3 protein-coding genes are annotated in these 17,913 nt (G+C 70.9%); 2 read left to right on the forward strand and 1 reads right to left on the reverse strand.

What is annotated here, in order from left to right; all coding sequences use genetic code 11:
• Positions 1-12,293, forward strand: a 12,293-nt coding sequence (locus RJ03_RS03800; RefSeq protein WP_036498137.1) for a non-ribosomal peptide synthetase, incomplete at its 5' end; no start/stop codon positions are given.
• Between the two features lie 75 nt (positions 12,294-12,368).
• Here the strand turns inward: RJ03_RS03800 and RJ03_RS03805 are convergent.
• The gene (locus tag RJ03_RS03805) at positions 12,369-12,665 is read right to left on the reverse strand and encodes a hypothetical protein (protein ID WP_036498138.1); all 297 of its coding nucleotides are present in this window, start codon (positions 12,663-12,665) and stop codon (positions 12,369-12,371) included.
• Positions 12,666-13,001: 336 nt separating this feature from the next.
• On the opposite strand from RJ03_RS03805, the gene RJ03_RS03810 reads away from it, so the two are divergent.
• On the forward strand, positions 13,002-17,913 hold a 4,912-nt coding region (locus RJ03_RS03810), incomplete at its 3' end, for an AMP-binding protein (protein WP_167331951.1).

Genomic DNA, 17,913 nt, shown 5'->3' on the forward strand with positions numbered 1-17,913 from the left:
CTCCCGGGCCGGCCGGCGAGCAGCTCGTCGGCTATGCGGTCGCCGCCCCGAATGCCGCGTTGGACTCCGCGGCTCTGCGCGACGCCGTCGCCGACCGCTTGCCGTCCTACATGGTCCCTTCGGCCGTGCTGGTCTTGGACGCGTTGCCGCTCAACACATCCGGGAAACTCGATCGGAAGGCGCTGCCGGCACCGGTCTTCGAGACCCACGAGTACACCGCCCCCGCTACACCCATCGAGGAACTCGTGGCGGCCGTGTTCGCCGAGGTGCTCGGCATCGAGCGGGTGGGTCGCGACGACGACTTCTTCGCACTGGGCGGCAACTCGCTGAGCGCCACCCGGGTCGCGGCGCGGCTCGGCTCCGCCCTCGACACCCAGGTGCCGGTCCGCGTGGTGTTCGAAACCGGCACCGTCGCCGGCCTGGCCGCGCGGGTCGAGGCGCAGGCTCCGGCCGCCGGACGCCCCGCGCTCGTCGCGGGACCGCGGCCGGACCGCATTCCGCTGTCGCTCGCGCAGCAGCGGATGTGGTTCCTCAACCAGTTCGACACCGCCTCCCCGGCCTACAACATCACCGCGGCCGTGCGGCTGACCGGCGCACTGGATATCGCCGCACTGAACGCGGCGGTGGCCGATCTGGTCGCGCGCCACGAGATCCTGCGCACCTGGTACCCCCAGGACGCCGAAGGGCCCGTGCAGCGGATCCGATCCGCCGTCGAAGCCACTCCCGAGCTGCGGCCGGTCGCGGTCGCCGCGACGGAACTGGCGGACAGTATCGGTGCGGTGGTCGCCCGCGGCTTCGACGTCGCGGCCGAAGTGCCGGTCCGGCTCGCTCTCTTCGCGCTCGGCGCGGAGGAATACGCCCTGGTCCTGGTGGTGCATCACATCGCCGGCGACGGCTGGTCGATGGGACCGCTGACCCGTGACCTGATGGCGGCGTACGCGGCCCGCAGCAACGGCGACGAGCCGGGATGGGCTCCGCTGCCGCTGCAGTACGCGGATTACGCGCTGTGGCAGCGGGAGTTGCTCGGTGACGAGACCGACGACGACTCGCTGGCCGCCGAGCAGATCGCATTCTGGAAGTCCGCGCTGGCGGGGTTGCCGGAGGAATCGACGCTGCCCGCCGACCGGCCGCGACCGGCGACCCAGTCCTTCCGGGCGGGCATCGTCGACGCGGTGGTCGACGCCGACGTTCATGCCGGGCTGAAAGCATTGGCCCGCAACGGAAATGCTTCGGTGTTCGTCGTGGTGCACACCGCGCTCGCGGTGCTGCTGTCGCGACTGTCCGGTAACTCCGACGTAGCCATCGGCACCCCGGTGGCCGGTCGCGGAGCTGCCGAACTCGACGACGTCGTCGGCATGTTCGTCAACACCGTCGTACTGCGCACGACGACGGCGCCCACCGAACCGTTCACCGCGTTGCTGGCCCGGCAGCGCGATACCGATCTGGCTGCCTTCGCGCACGCCGATCTGCCGTTCGAGCGCCTCGTGGAAGCATTGGATCCGGTCCGGTCCACCGGCCGCAGCCCGCTGTTCCAGGTGGCCCTCTCGTTCGAGAACCTGCCTTCGGGCAGCTTCGAGCTGCCCGGACTGCGGGCGACCGCGCTCGAATCCGACACCGGCGTCGAACGTTTCGACGTGACGGTCACCGTCACCGAAACCGGCAGTGGTCTGGCCGTGCGGTTCACCTATGCGCGGGATCTGTTCGACGAAGCCACCATTCGTGCTTTCGCCGAGCGGTTCGGCCGGGTGCTGAGTGCCGTCGCCGCCGATCCGGCCATCGACGTCGCCGATCTTCCGCTGCTCTCGGCGGCCGAGACCGAACGCCTGACCCGGGTGGCCGGTCCCGCGGTGACCACCTCCGGCACCCTGCCCGACCTGATGGCCGCCGCGGCGGCGGCCGCACCGGAAGCGATCGCGCTGCGCGGCGGCGGACGGTCGCTGACCTACGCCGAATTGGATGCCCGCTCCTCGCGACTGGCCCGGGAACTGATCGGCCGGGGCATCGGCCCGGGCGACCGGGTGGCACTGGGTATTCCGCGGTCGATCGAATCGGTGCTGGCGGTCTGGGCGGTCGCCAAGGCCGGCGCCGCCTTCGTGCCGATCGACCCGAACTATCCCGCCGAGCGCATCGAGCGCATGGTCACCGATTCCGAGGTCCGCCTCGGCCTGGTCGTCGGCGCGGTGCGCGACCGGTTCCCGGCGACCGTGGAGTGGTTGCTGCTCGACCACCCCGCGTTCGGGCTGGAACTCGAAAGGCGCAGTGGCGCACCGGTTTCCGACACGGACCGGATTCGCCCGCTGCGGCCGGCCGATATCGCGTACATGATCTACACCTCCGGTTCGTCGGGTCTGCCGAAGGGTGTGCTGATCACCCACGCCGGTATCGCCGGATATCTGGCCGAACAGCGGGACCGCTTCGGCGTCACCCCGCAGTCGCGCACGCTCCATTTCGCCAGCCCGTCGTTCGACGCCGCGATGCTCGAACTGCTGCTGGCGCTGGCCGGACCGGCCACCATGGTGATCGCGCCGACCACCGTGTACGGCGGTGCGGAACTCGCGGAATTCCTGCGGGCCGAGCGGGTGACGCACGCGTTCGTCACCGCCGCCGCGATGGCGTCGGTCGATCCGACCGGGCTCGACGAGCTCGAGGTCGTCATCACGGGTGGTGAGAGCTGGGCTCCGGAGCTGGTGCGCCGCTGGGCGGTTCCGGTCGCGAGTGGCACCAGGCGGTTCTACAACGCCTACGGTCCTACCGAGGCGACCATCGCCACCAACATCAGTGACGCGCTGCGGCCGGGCGAACCGGTCACCCTCGGTGGACCGATCCGCGGCATCACCGCGTGGGTGCTCGACGAGCGCCTGCGTCCGGTACCGGCCGGTGTCGCCGGGGAGCTCTACGTCGCCGGTGCGCAACTGGCTCGCGGCTACCATCGCCGTCCCGGTCTGACCGCCGAGCGGTTCGTGGCCTGTCCGTGGTTGCCCGGGGTGCGGATGTATCGCACCGGTGACGTGGTGCGCTGGCTGTCCGCTCCGCAGCACGGCGACCAGGCGCAGTACCGGGTGGAATACTTGGGCCGCAACGACTTCCAGGTCAAGGTGCGCGGCTTCCGCATCGAACTCGGTGAGATCGACGCGGTGCTGGCCGCCCACGAATCGGTGGACTTCGCGGTCACCGTCGGGCGTACGGCGCCCAGCGGCGCGACCGCGCTGGTGTCCTACGTGCTGCCCGCCGCGACCGGCGCGACGGCGGTATTCGACCGGCAGGTCCTCGACGCCCACGCCCGGGAACAGCTCCCGGCGCACATGGTGCCGACGATGATCATCGAGCTGGACCGGATTCCGCTGACTCCGGTCGGCAAGCTGGACCGCGCCGCGCTGCCGGAGCCGGTCTTCGAGGCCACCGCCTTCCGGGCTCCGGTCACCGCGACGGAGCAGGCGGTCGCGGCGGTCTACGCCGAGGTGCTGGGCGTGGAGCGGGTCGGTCTGGACGACGACTTCTTCGCCCTCGGCGGCAACTCGCTCAGCGCCACCCGCGTGGTCGCGCGCCTGGGTACCGCCCTCGACGCCGAGGTGCCGGTGCGGCTGGTGTTCGAGGCCGCGACGGTGGAGCGCCTCGCCGCACAGGTCGAGACCTCGGCCGCGGCGGCACGCCCGGCGCTGACCGCGCGCAGCACGGCGCCCGCGGCGACGGGAAGCCAGGAGCCGGAACGGATTCCGCTCTCGCCCGCGCAGCAGCGGATGTGGTTCCTCAACCAGTTCGACACCGAGTCCGCGGCATACAACATTCCGATCGCGGTCCGGCTGATCGGGCGGTTGGATGTTCCGGCGCTGCGCCGCGCGGTGGGTGACGTCGTGGCCCGCCACGAGATTCTGCGAACCTATTACCCGCAGACGCAGGACGGTCCGGTGCAGGTCGTGGAGCCGGCCTCGCAGGCGGCTCCGCAGATTCTGCCGATGCGGGTGGCCGAGCGCGACCTGGCCGAGCGGATCATCGACGTGATCGCCGTCGGATTCGATGTATCGGCGGAGGTTCCGCTGCGGGTCGCGCTGTTCCGGCTCACCGACCGGACCGACGAGCACGTGATCGTGTTCGTGGTCCACCACATCGCGGGCGACGGCTGGTCGATGGGACCGCTCACCCGGGATGTGATGGCCGCCTACGCCGCTCGCGCGCAGCAACTCGAGCCCGAGTGGGCGCCGCTGCCGGTGCAGTACGCCGATTACAGCGTCTGGCAGCGCGAGCTGCTGGGTGCGGAGGACGATCCGCAATCGCTGGCGGCGCGCCAGATCGACTACTGGCGCAACGCCCTCGCCGACCTGCCGGAGGAGTCCACGCTGCCGGCCGACCGGCCGCGGCCCAACGCTCCGAGTTACCTCGGCGCCGGCATCGACTTCACCGTCGACGCGGACGTGCGCCACGGTCTGGTGGAGCTGGCCCGCCGCGCCAACACCACGATGTTCATGGTCGTGCACGCCGCGCTGGCGGTACTGCTGGGCAGGATGTCCGGCAGCGCCGACGTCGCGATCGGCACCCCGGTGGCCGGCCGCGGCCAGGCCGCACTCGACGATCTGATCGGCATGTTCGTCAACACGCTGGTGCTGCGCAGCGAGCTGCGGCCGGGCGAGAGTTTCCTCGACCTGCTCGCGCGCCAGCGGGAGACCGACCTGGCGGCATTCGCCAACGCCGACATTCCGTTCGAACGGCTCGTGGACGCGCTCGCCCCCGAGCGCTCGACCGTCCGCTCGCCGCTGTTCCAGGTGTCGCTGGCGTTCCAGAACCTGCCGTCGGGCTCGTTCGAATTGCCCGGACTCCGGGTGGAGGCCGTCGATTTCGACGTGGCGATCGAAAAGTTCGATCTGTCGGTGACGCTGTTCGAGGCGGGAGACGCGGCCGGTGATGCGACCCTCGCGGGCCGGATCACCTATGCGCGCGACCTGTTCGACGAGTCGACGATCCGTGAGTTCGCACAGCGGTATCACCGGGTGCTGCGCGAGATCGCGGCCGCGCCGGATACCGCGGTCGCCGATATCGAGCTGCTGACCGATGCCGAACGCGATCGCGTACTCGGACAATGGGTTTCGGCGGGAACGGATTCCGGTCCGGAGACGACGCTGGTCGAGGCGTTCGACGCCGCGGCGGCCGCACACGCCGATCGCACCGCGCTGATCTTCGGCGACGAACGGATCGGATACGCGGAACTGTCGCAGCGGGTGAACCGCTTGGCGCGCACCCTGATCGAGGCTGGCGCCGGTCCGGAGACGCTGGTGGCGGTGGCACTGCCGCGTTCGGCGGATCTGGTCGTCGCACTGCTGGCGGCGATCCGTGCCGGAGCCGGATATCTGCCGGTCGACCCGACGTATCCGGCCGACCGCATCGCCTACATGCTCGACGACGCCCGGCCGATCTGCGCGGTCACCACCTCCGATCGGGAGATCGAGTTGCGTGGGGTCCCGACCGTGGTGGAACTGGATCGGCTGGATCTGTCGGCGGTGTCGTCCGACCCGATCACGCCGGACGAGCGCCGGGGCACGCCGACTCCCGACAGCATCGCCTATGTCATCTACACCTCCGGTTCGACCGGTCGCCCCAAGGGCGTGCAGGTGCCGCATCGCACCGTGGCGAAGCTGTTCGCCAACACGCGCGACTGGTTCGCCTTCGACGAGACCGACGTGTGGACGATGTTCCACTCCTACGCGTTCGACTTCTCGGTATGGGAGCTGTGGGGCCCGCTGTTGCACGGCGGCGCCCTGGTCGTGGTGGACTACCACACCTCGCGCTCGCCGGAGCAGTTCCTGGAACTGCTGCGCCGGGAACGGGTTACCGTGCTGAACCAGACGCCCTCGGCGTTCTATCAGCTCGACGCGGCCGATCAGGCCGCCGCCGACTCCGCGGCGCCACTGGCGTTGCGCTGTGTGGTGTACGGCGGTGAGGCGCTGGAGCTGCGGCGCTTGAACGGCTGGTACGACCGCCACGGCGATGCCGCGCCGCGACTGATCAACATGTACGGCATCACCGAGACGACCGTGCACGTCACCTATCGCGCCCTGGACGCGGCGGCCGTCGCCGAGGCCGACGGCAGCGTGATCGGCCGGGCCATCCCGGGGCTGCGCACCTATCTGCTGGACAACCGGCTGCGGCCGGTACCGGTGGGCGTTCCGGGTGAGATCTACGTCGCCGGAACGCAATTGGCGCGCGGCTACCTCGGGCAGCCCGCGCTGACCGCGGGCCGGTTCGTGGCGGATCCGTTCGGTGCGCCGGGCACCCGGCTCTACCGCTCGGGTGACCTCGCGCGCTGGAACGCCGACGGCGATCTGGAATACCTGGGTCGCGCCGACGATCAGGTGAAGGTGCGCGGTTTCCGCATCGAACTCGGCGAGATCGAGGCGGCCGTACTCTCCCGCCCCGGCATCGCCCAGGCCGCGGTGCTGGTGCGCGAGGATCGCCCCGGCGATCCGCGCATCGTCGCGTACGTGGTGCCCGAGGACCCGGCGGACCGTCCGTCCGCCGGAAACGTCGACGATCGCTGGCGCGCCGGGGTGGCCGAATCGCTGCCCGAGTACATGGTGCCGTCGGCCTTCGTGGTGCTCGACGCGATTCCGCTGACCGCCAACGGAAAGCTGGATCGCCGCGCGCTGCCGGCGCCGGCCTTCGCGGTGACGGCGTCGCGGACCTCGCTCACCGCGCTCGAGACGCGGCTGGCCGAGTTGTTCGCGCAGGTGCTGGGCGTACCGGAGGTCGGAGTCGACGACTCCTTCTTCGCGGTCGGCGGTGACAGCATCATGTCCATCCAGCTGGTGTCGCGGGCCAAAGCGGTCGGCATCGTCTTCACCCCGCGAGATGTGTTCGAACACCGGACGGTCGCGGGCCTGGCCCGGGTGGCCGTGGCGGACGGGCTGGCCGAACCCGAGGTGCTGGCCGAACTGCCGGGCGGCGGAGTCGGCGAAATCCCGCTGACTCCCGTGCTGGCGGCCTATCTGGACAGCGGCGTGCACAACCGGTTCGCGCAGACGATGGTGCTCGGATTGCCCGAGCACATCGACGAATCGGGTCTGATCGCGACCATCGCCGCGGTGCTCGACCACCACGACGTGCTGCGCTCGCGGGTCCGGCGGACCGGCGAGGGCTGGACCTTCGAGGCCTCACCCACGGGTTCGGTGGATGTCCGCGACCTGGTCACCACGATCGACGTCCCCGTCGGGGTCGACGCCGAGGAATTGAACCGGATCGCAAGCGCCGCAATGGATTCGGCGTTGGCAGCGCTCGACCCGCAGGCGGGCCGGATGCTGACCTTCACCTGGTTGCGCCGGCCCGACGGTCGCGACGCGGTGACCGTCGCCGCGCACCACTACGTGATCGACGGCGTCTCCTGGCGCATCCTGATCCCGGATCTGGCGGTCGCCTGGGCGCAGCGCCGCGCCGGTGCTCCGATCGAGCTGCCGCCGGTGGGCACATCGTTCCGGCGGTGGGCACACGGTCTGGTCACCGCGGCGGAGTCCGACGAGCGGATCGCGGAGACGGATTACTGGCGTGGCGTGCTGGCGACGCCGGATCCGCTGCTGGGCGCTCGCGCCCTCGATCCGGCGGTCGACACGCATCGGACCGTGCGTCGCTTCGAGACGCGGGTGCCGGTGGAGGTCGCCGACGCCGTGCTCACCCGCCTGCCCGCGCTGTACCGCGGCGGTGTCAACGACGGTCTGCTGGCCGCGCTGGCACTGGCGGTCCGCACCTGGCGTGGTCGCCGTGGCATCGACGCACCGGTGACCCGGGTGAAGCTCGAGGGCCACGGCCGCGAGGAGGCCACGGTCCCCGGCGCCGACCTGACCCGCACGATCGGCTGGTTCACCAGCATCTATCCCGTCTCGCTGGATCTGACCGGCATCGACGTCGGAGCCGCGTTCGCGGGCTCGACGGTGACCGCGGACCTGGTGAAGTCGGTCAAGGAACAACTGCTCGCGGTGCCCGACCGGGGAATCGGTTACGGCCTGCTGCGGTATCTCAACCCGGCGTCCGCCCCGGCGGTCGCGGGCGAACTGGGCCAGATCAGCTTCAACTACCTGGGCCGGGTCTCCGCGGGCGGCGTTCCCGAGGGCCTGCCGGATCTGGGCTGGCTGCCCACGGCGGAACTGGGATCGGTTGTCGCGGATCAAGATCCGGATATGCCGGCGGCGGCGGTGATCGACGTCAACGCGATCGTCAACGACGGTCCGGACGGCCCGCTCATGGACGTCACCTTCCTGTACGCGGCCGATATCGTCGGCGAGGACGCGGTGCGGGAACTGGCCCGGGACTGGGTCTCCGCGCTGACCGCGCTCGCTCGCCATACCCAGGATCCGGCCGCCGGCGGCCTCACTCCGTCGGACGTGCCGCTGGTGCGGGTCGGCCAGGCGGAACTGGACGCCTGGCGGGAGGCTCGCCCGGGACTCTCGGACGTGCTGCCGCTGTCACCGCTGCAGGAGGGTCTGCTGTTCCTGACCGAACTGCAGGCGGCCGACGGCGTCGACGACTACGTCATGCAGTTCGCCCTGGAACTGTCCGGTGACATCGATCTGGACCGGTTGCACCGATCCGCGCAGGCGGTCCTCGATCGGCATGCGAATCTGCGCACGGCCTTCGTCACCACGGCGACCGGTGTGCCCGTGCAGCTGGTGGTCGACGACGTGGAGGTGCCCTGGAAGGTCGTGACCGGGGTGGCCGACGACGAACTGACCCAGGTGCTGGCCGCGGACCGGTACCGGTTCGATCCGGCGGTCGCGCCGCTGGTGCGATTCACCGTGTACCGCACCGATTCCGGCGCCACCCATCTGGCGTTGACGACGCATCACATCCTGCTGGACGGCTGGTCCATGCCGCTGCTGATGAAGGATCTGCTGATTCTGTACGCGGTGCAGGGTGATTCGTCGATGCTGCCGCGGGTCCGGCCGTACCGCGACTACCTGGCGTGGCTGTCCCGGCAGGACCACGATCGGGCGCTGTCGGAGTGGGCCGGCGCCCTGGCCGGGCTCGAGCCCAGTCATCTGGCCCCGGCACTCGCGGCGCCCGCCGCCCCGGGTGACGGCATCGGCACGCTGACCTTCGACCTGTCGCCGGAGCAGACCCGCGCGCTGACGACGTTCGCCGCCGAGGCCGGCGTGACCGTCAATACCGTGGTTCAGGCGGCGTGGGGTGCGGTGATCGCGGCCCATACCGATCGCGACGACGTGGTCTTCGGTGCCGCGGTCTCCGGTCGTCCGCCGCAGCTCGACGGCATCGACGACATGATCGGGTTGTTCGTCAACACGATTCCGGTGCGCGTGCGGTTCGATCCGCGCTGGTCGGTGCAGGATGCGTTGCAGCGCTTGCAGTCCGAGCAGGCGGCTCGGCTCGACCAGCACCACATCGGGCTGGCCGAAATCCAGGGCGCCCTCGGTGTGGAGGGCCTGTTCGACACGATGATCGCGTTCGAGTCCTACCCCATCGACACCGAGGGGTTGCAGGAAGCGAGCACCATCGACGGCATGGCCGTCACCGGCCTGCAGGCGGTCAACTTCACGCATTACCCGCTGACCGTGCTGGTGAACCTGGATTCGCAACTCCGGGTGAAGATGCTGTACCGGCACGACACCGTCGACGCGGCGGCCGCGGCCGCCGTCACCGACAGGTTGCGCATGCTGATCGGTGAGTTCGTCGCCGCGCCGCGCCGCGGTCTGCCGGGCATCGGGCTGCTGCTCGACGCCGAGCGGACCAGCCTGGCGGCCCGCAACGACACCGCGGCGCCGGAACTGCTCGACGACGCCACACTGGTGTCGTTGTTCCACGCGCAGTGCGACCGCACTCCGGACGCACCCGCGGTCACCTGCGGCGACCGGACCCTGACCTACGCCGAATTGCGTTCCGCGGCAACCGGTCTGGCCGGTGCCCTGGTCGAGGCGGGGGCCGGGCCGGAGACCCGCGTCGCGGTGGCGATGCGGCGTTCGGCCGAACTGGTGGTGGCGCTCTACGCGGTTCTCGAGAGCGGCGCCGCGTACGTGCCGGTCGATCCGGACCATCCGGCCGAACGCAACGATCATGTGCTGCGCGGGTCGAACCCGCTGTGCGTGCTCACCACGGCGACCGACGGATTCACCACCGCCACCGGCATTCCGGTGGTGGACGTGGCGAGCCTGACCGCGCGAGCGGCGCGGCCGCTTCCGCGTCCGCGCCCCGACAACGCGGCCTACGTCATCTACACCTCGGGTTCGACGGGCCGGCCCAAGGGCGTGGTGATCACGCATCGGCAGGTGGCCAACCAGTTCCGCTGGGCACAGGCACGGTATCCGCACGGGGGCGGTGACACGGTGTTGCACAAGACGCCGATCACCTTCGACATCTCCACCTGGGAACTGTTCTGGCCCTTGCAGACCGGTGCCCGGATCGTGGTGGCGGAGCCGGACGGGCATCGGGATCCGCAGTACCTGGCGGAGGTGATCGCCCGGGAGTCGATCGGCACGGTGCACTTCGTGCCCGCGATGCTCGACGCCTTCCTGGAGCTCGGCCGGCAACCGAATTCCCCGCTGCGCCTGGTGTTCGCCGCCGGTGAAGCGCTGACGACGGGCACCGCCGCCGCGTTCCACGACGCCCTGCCCGCGCAGTTGCACAACTGGTACGGCCCCGCGGAGGCCACCGTGGTGACCGCCGCCCGCGCCGAGGCCGGCGCCGGGCGCACCGCGGTGCCGATCGGTGATCCGGTCGCCAATACCCGCGTGTACGTGCTCGATCGGCAGTTGCGGCAGGTTCCGGCCGGTGCGGCCGGTGAACTCTACGTCGCCGGTGTGCAGTTGGCTCGCGGTTACCACGGCGCTGCGGCGCTGACCGCCGAGCGGTTCGTCGCCGATCCGTTCGAGCCGGGCGGGCGCCTGTACCGCACCGGCGACATCGTGCGGTTCGGCGAGGCCGGACTGGAATACCTGGGTCGCGCCGACTTCCAGGTCAAGCTGCGTGGACAGCGCATCGAACTCGGCGAGATCGAGGCGGTACTGCTCGATCACGCCTCGGTGGCGCACGCGGCCGCGGCGGTGGTACCCGATCCGGACCGCCTGGTCGCCTATGTGGTGCCGGCCGCCGGGCACGCCGTCGATCCGGACGAGCTCACCGCCTATGCGCGGCGCCGCCTGCCCGCGTACATGGTCCCGGCGGTGCTGATGCCGCTGGCCGAGCTACCGCTCAACGCCAGTGGGAAATTGGATCGCCGCGCACTGCCGATTCCCGCGCTCGCCGCGCGTCCCTACCGGGAACCGGTGACCGGGTTGCAGCAGTCCGTGGCGGCGGCCTTCGCCGAGGTGCTGGGCACCGATCGAGTCGGGCTGGACGACGACTTCTTCGCCCTCGGCGGGACCAGTTTGAACGCCGGTCGCGTGGTGCATCAGTTGCGCCGGGTCACCGGGGCCGAGATTCGGGTGCAGTGGTTCTTCCTGGATCCCACGGTGGCCGGTATCTCCGCGCGCATCGCCGAATCGCTGGAAGCGGGTCTGGAATACGACGAGCAGTCCGACGCCGCGCTGGGGCTGATCCTGCCGATCCGCGCCGCGGGCGATCGGCGTCCGCTGTTCTGCATCCATCCGATGTACGGCCTGTCCTGGTGCTACGCCGGGCTCGCGCGCTACACGGATCCGGAGCAGCCGATCTTCGGCGTGCAGGCCGCCGCGCTGTCGGAGGATTCCGAACCGCCGCGGTCGCTGGCGGAGATGGCGGACCGGTACGCTCGCGAGATCGTCGCCCGCCAGCCCGAGGGGCCGTACCGGCTGCTCGGCTGGTCCCTGGGTGGTCTGCTGGCGCACGAGGTGGCGGTCCGGCTGCGCGCGGCGGGACACGAGGTGGATCTGCTCGCCATGCTGGACAGCGACCACGGGTTCGACCTCGGCACGTTCCGTGAGGCGATGCAGGAGACGCTGGCGGAACTCGGCATTCGCGATGTCGACCCGGAGCGTCTCGACCAGTTGACGGAGGAGGACTTCGTGCGGTTGCACGATGCGATTCCGGCGGATCTGGTCGTGCTCACACAGGATCGCTTGCGGCGCATCTACACCAGCGCCATGCGTTCGGTTCAGCTGACCCGCGGATTCGTGCCGCAGGTGTTCGACGGCACCGTGCACTACTTCCGCGCCGCCGCGGACGAGCGCCGGACCCACGACGTCATCGCCGGATGGCGTCCGTACGCCGGTGATGTCGTGGACCACCCGGTCCCGACCCGCCACGAGCTGATGACTCAGCCCGAGGCGCTCGCGGTGATCGGACCGGTGTTGCAGGAGCTGTTGCGCGACCGCGACCGAGCGGAGTGACCGGTCCCTGACACGACGAAGGCCGCGTGGCGAATTCGCCACGCGGCCTTCGACTGTCCGAGCTGCTACCGCATGTCAGCCGATCTGGATGCTGGCACCGTTCGCGGCGCCGACGGCACCCGCGGGCACCGTGCCGGTGACATCACCGGTGCAGTCGGCGTTGCTGAAGACGGTGGCGTCGCGATCGGTGTAGTTGGCCACCGAGTTGGCCATCAGCGGGCTGCCGTTCACCTGAATGCATCCCGACGGGTTGCCGATCATCCGGCTGTTGATGCCGAGCGAGCCGGTCGCCGCGTTCGCGGACGCGGGCGCGAGCACTGTGACCAGGCCGGCCAGCGCGGCAGCGCCGATAAAACCTGCAGTTCGCAACATCGAAAGTCCTCCGTGTAGTTTTCTTCCCGACCCGTCATCCGTACAGGGGCGATTCTGGCATGCCGGTCGCGCACCGGACAACGTATGTCGCTTCGCCACAGTGGTTTATCCGGGTGGCCCGGTTTCACACGCTGTTGCCGCCGATCTGCGACCATGCTGAGGGATCGGCGCCCGGGGTGCGTGGGGTCGGCCCATGCCCGACAATGAGCGGGCAACCGGCGGTAGGAGGTAGAGGCTCGTGGTTCGGCTGTTCGAGCGGCGGGAAGATGTTCGGCAGGAGACCACGGTATGACCCACTCTGTCGGCATTCGCCGAGCCCGGTCCCATAGATCGTTCGTGAGAACGCTGCCGCAACTGCTGACCGCCGCGGTGGAATCCGATCCGGACGCGATAGCCGTCGTCGTCGCGGACCGCACCGGCCCGGTCGCCGATCTCACCTATGCCGAGCTGGACGCCGAGTCGGCGCCGTTGGCCCGGTTGCTGATTCAGCGCGGGATCGGCAGTGAGGACCTGGTGGCGGTGGCGGCCGTGCCCTCGCTGGAAGCGGTGATCGCGGTCTGGGCGGTCGCGCAGACCGGCGCCGCCGTCGTACCCCTGGATCCCGCTGCGCCGCAGACCTGGACGAGCCGAATTCTCGCCGATGCGCGTCCCGCGGTGGGGCTGACCATGACGGCCGACCTCGCGGGACTGCCGGCCGGGCCGGAATGGCTGTGTCTCGACAGCGCCGAACTGGGCGCCGCGCTGGACCGGCTGCCCGCCGATCCGGTGACCTATGCCCACCGGGTGCGCCCGCTGCGGGCCGAACATCCGGCGGCAGTGCTCTATCCGGTCGACGAGGCGGACGCGGCCGTCGGCACCGTGATCACCCAGGCCGGGCTGTGCGCCGCCTGCGACGAGCGTCGCGAGCGGCTGGGCGTCGACGCCGAGTCGCGGGTACTGCATCCGGCAGCGTCGGCCTCGGCCCTGTCGTTGCTCGAGCTGCTGACCGCGATCCGGGGCAGTGCGACGCTGGTCGTCGCCGCGCCGACGGTGGCCACGGGCGCGGACCTCACGGAACTGTCGGCGGCGGCGGAGGTCACCCACGCCGTTCTCACCTCGCAGACACAGGCGGTCACGCCCGTCACCGCACTCGCGACGGCCGGTGTCGCACCGGGCGTCGGTGAGCCGATGCGCGGTATCGCCGTGTGGGTGCTCGACGAGCAGCTGCAGCCGGTGCCGGACGGCGTGGCGGGCGAGTTGTATATCGGTGGTGACAGATTGGCGCGGGGCTGTCACGGCCGCCCGGCGGCGACCGCGGCGGCCTTCGTCGCGAATCCGTTCGAGCCCGACGGTTCTCGCCTGTTCCGCACCGGAGAAGTGGTGCGGCGCACCGAGAGCGGGCTCGAATTCCTGCCGCGGCCGAGCAACGTCGCGCGCGAGGATGCGGCTGAGCCGTTCGCGTCGCAGCCCGTTGCTTCGGCGCCGGTGCCTGCTGCGTCGGCGCCGGAGCGGGCTGCTTCCGCTCCGGTGCTGCCTCCGGCCGCTGCCGGACCGGTCGTCACGCCGGAGCCATCGGTGCTGCCTGAGCCGTCTGCACGGCCGGTGCCGTCGGCGCTGCCGGTGTCGTCGGCGCTGTCGGAGCCGTCTGCACGCCAGGTGCCGTCCGTGCTACCGGGGCCGTCCGCGCGCCCGAAGTCGTCAGCGCTCCCGGAGCCACCGGCGCCACCGGTGCCGTCGGCGCGCCCTGAGTCGTCGGCGCGCCCTGAGTCGTCGGCGCGCCCCGAGTTGTCGGCGCACCCAGAGTCGTCGGCGCTCCCGGAGCCACCGGTGCCGTTGGCGCGCCCTGAGTCGTTGGCGCGCCCAGAGTCGTCGGCGCTGCCGGTCCCGTCTGTGCGCCCGGTGTCGTCGGCGCTGTCGGAGCCGTCTGCGCGCCCGGTGCCGCCCTCACTACCGGGGCCGCCGGTGCGCCCGGACCGTCTTCCGCTGTCGCCGCGGCAGTGGCACATCTGGTTTCACAATCAGTTCGACGCCGGCGACGGCCACACGACCGCACCCGTGGACGCGGTCGCCTCCGCGCTGCGGCTGTCCGGCCGTCTGGATGTGGACGCGATGCGGGCCGCTCTGGCCGACGTGGCCGAGCGGCACGAAATCCTGCGGACCGTCTATCCACAGACCGACGGCATACCCCGCCAGCTCGTCCTGCCACCGGAGGAGGCTGTGCGGGAGGTGGAGCCGGTCTCGATCGACGAGGCGGAACTCCCCGGCTGGCTGGCCGACGTCGTGGGCGCCGCCTTCGATGTCGCGACCGAGGTGCCGGTGCGGTTCGCGCTGGCCGAACTGAACGACGCGCAGCACGTGCTCGCGGTCGGCGTGCATCGCATCGCCGCCGACCACGAGTCGATGGCCGTCCTCCTGCGCGATCTGCTGATCGCCTTCCTCGCGCGGCGCAATCGCGCGGTGCCTTCGCGCCCGCCGCTGGCACTGCACTACGCCGACCACGCACTGCTGCATGCCCAACTCCTCGGCGATCGACACGATCCCGCCTCGGTCGCGGCCGGGGAGATCGAATACTGGCGGGAGGTGCTCGCCGGAATATCCGATCCGCTGCCCCTGCCCGCGGATCGCCCGCGCCCGCCGGTGGCTTCCGGGCGCGGCGCGGAATATCCGTTCCCCATCGACGCCCGGCTCCGGGAGCGAATCGACGAGCTGGCGCGGACGTCGGGTGTCGACCTCTTCACCGTGCTGCACGCGGCGTTGGCCGTCCTGCTCGCGCGGCTGTCGGGGCGGCGCGACATCGTGGTCGGCACTCCGGTTTCCGGCCGCAGCGAAGGTGCCCTCGCCGCGCTGATCGGCCCGCTGGAGAATCTGGTCGCACTGCGGACCCCGGTGGACCCGGCGCTGCCGTTCACCGAGCTGCTGGCGACGGTGGCGCACCGCGACCGGGACGCGTTCGAGCACGCCGTCCTGCCGTTCGAGCTCCTGCTGGAAGGGCTGAGCCCGCGGCGTTCGCGCGACCGCCACCCGCTGGTGCAGGTGCTGCTGGCGGTCCGTGAGCCGGATCGGACTCCGCTGTCGTTGCCGGGCCTGTCGCTCGCGCCGGTCGAGATCGACTGCACCGCAACGCCGTTCGATCTGCAACTCACCGTGGCGCCGGTCCGCTCCGGCGGCCGCGGGCAGGAGCTGACCGCGCGATTCGGGTATGCGACCGATCTGTTCGACGAGCCGACGGTGGCCCGTCTGGCCGATCGATTGCTGCGGTTGCTGACCGAGGTTACCGACGCTCCGGACCGCCCGATCGGTGACCTCGAGGGTCTCGCTCCGGACGAGCTGACCCGGATCGTTTACGAATACAACGACAATCGGCACCCGGTCGCGCCGGCGCTGCTGCTGGACGGCTTCCGCCGGGCCGTGGCGCAGGTGCCCGACGCGACGGCCGTCTCCTGCGCGGGCGCCGAACTCACCTACGCCCAATTGGACGCTCAGGTCAACCAGCTTGCCCGCCTGCTCATTTCCCGCGGGGTGCGACCGGAGACCACGGTCGGCCTGGCCGTTCGCCGGTCCCCGGATCTGCTCGTCGGGATGTACGCGATCCTGGCGGCCGGTGGCGTCTGTGTGCCGCTGGATCCCGACGATCCGGCCGATCGCACGGCACATATCGTCGATGTCGCGCGGCCGGTCTGCGTGGTGACCACCGTCGCCGACGTCATCACCGTGCCCGCGCGCATCCCCCTGCTGCGGTTGGACACGATGGATCTCGGCGGGTTCGATCCGAGCCCGATCAGGCCGCCGGAACTGCTGTCGCCGTTGCTCCCCGGGCATCCGGCCTACATCGTCTTCGCTCCGGCAACGGCGGGCCGGCCGACGGGCGCCGTGCTGTCGCACGCCGCGCTCGACCAGCAGATCGAGTGGATGTCGGCGGCCTATCCGCTGGGCAGCCGGGACGTCTATCTCCAGTGGACGGCGGTGACCGCGGATGTGGCGCTGTGGGGCTGCCTGCTGCCTCTGCGCGCCGGCGCCACGCTGGTGCTCGCCACGCGCGGCAGCGAGCGTGATCCGCGCGTTCTCGCGAAAACGATTGCCGCCCAAGGTGTTACGGTCACCGACTTCTCCCCGTCGGCACTGTCGGAATTCGCCGAGCACACCGCCGCGGGAAGCTGCCCCACGTTGCAGGACGTCTTCGTCATCGGCGAGGAGTTGTGCCCGGAAACCGTCGATGCGGTACACGCCGTCTGCGATGCCCGCGTGCACCAGCTGTACGGGCCGCCCGAGGCCGCGATCTCGGTCACCTACTGGCCGGCGGACGGCGAGGATCGGCCGGTCGTGCCGATCGGGTTGCCGCAGTGGAATGTTCGCGCCTACGTGCTCGACGACCGCCTGCGTCCCGTGCCGGAGGGGGAGCAGGGCGAACTGTATGTCGCCGGAGAGCGGCTGGCCCGCGGATACCTGCGGCGACCCGGTGCGACCGCGGAACGTTTCGTGGCCGACCCGTTCGGCTCCGGTGAACGCATGTACCGGACCGGCGATCGGGCGCTCTGGGATGCCCCGGAGGACACGCGGCCCGCACGCCTGGTTCGGCTGGGCGGCACGGATCATCGGATGGAATTCCGGCGGCGGCCGGGCGCGACCCGGATCGGCGGGACGGCACCGTCCGAGCCGATGCGTGCCGAGCCCGAGTTCCGCGCGGCCGTCACTCCCACGGAGCAGGTGGTCGCGGAGGCCTTCGGCTCGGAACTCGCCCGCGAGCGGGTAGGCGCGGACGACGACTTCTTCGCAATCGGTGGCGGTTCCGCCCTCGCCCTCAGAGTGGTGACCCGGCTGGGCGCGGCGCTCGGCGAACGGGTGCCGCTGCGATGGCTGTTCGAGAACCCCACCGTCGCGGGGCTCGCGGCCGTTCTCGACGCGGAGATCCATGCCCGCCGCCGGCCTCGCCTCGGTTCGATCGAGCGTCCCGAGCGGCTGCCGCTCGCTCCGGCGCAACAGCGGATGTGGTTCCTCAACCGTTTCGACCGTGGTGATGCCGGCACGCCGGAGTCGCGCCCGCATGCCGAGGCCCACCACCTGAGCTTCGCGCTGCGGTTGACCGGCAGCCTGGACACCGAGGCGCTCGGTACCGCATTCGACGACGTTCTCGTCCGGCACGAGATCCTGCGCACGGTGTATCCGGACACCGCGGACGGACCGGTGCCGACGGTGCTCCCCGCCGATATCCGGCTGGAGCTGCGTTCCGAACGGCTCGACGCGGACGATGTACCGGAAGCGGTGAAGGCAA

It is taken from the genome of Nocardia aobensis NBRC 100429 (genome assembly GCF_000308375.1).
GTDB lineage: Bacteria > Actinomycetota > Actinomycetes > Mycobacteriales > Mycobacteriaceae > Nocardia > Nocardia aobensis.

Bases quoted from the DNA above. Each gene is read 5' to 3' on its own strand.
- RJ03_RS03805 (WP_036498138.1), bottom strand. From the start codon at position 12,665: ATGTTGCGAACTGCAGGTTTTATCGGCGCTGCCGCGCTGGCCGGCCTG.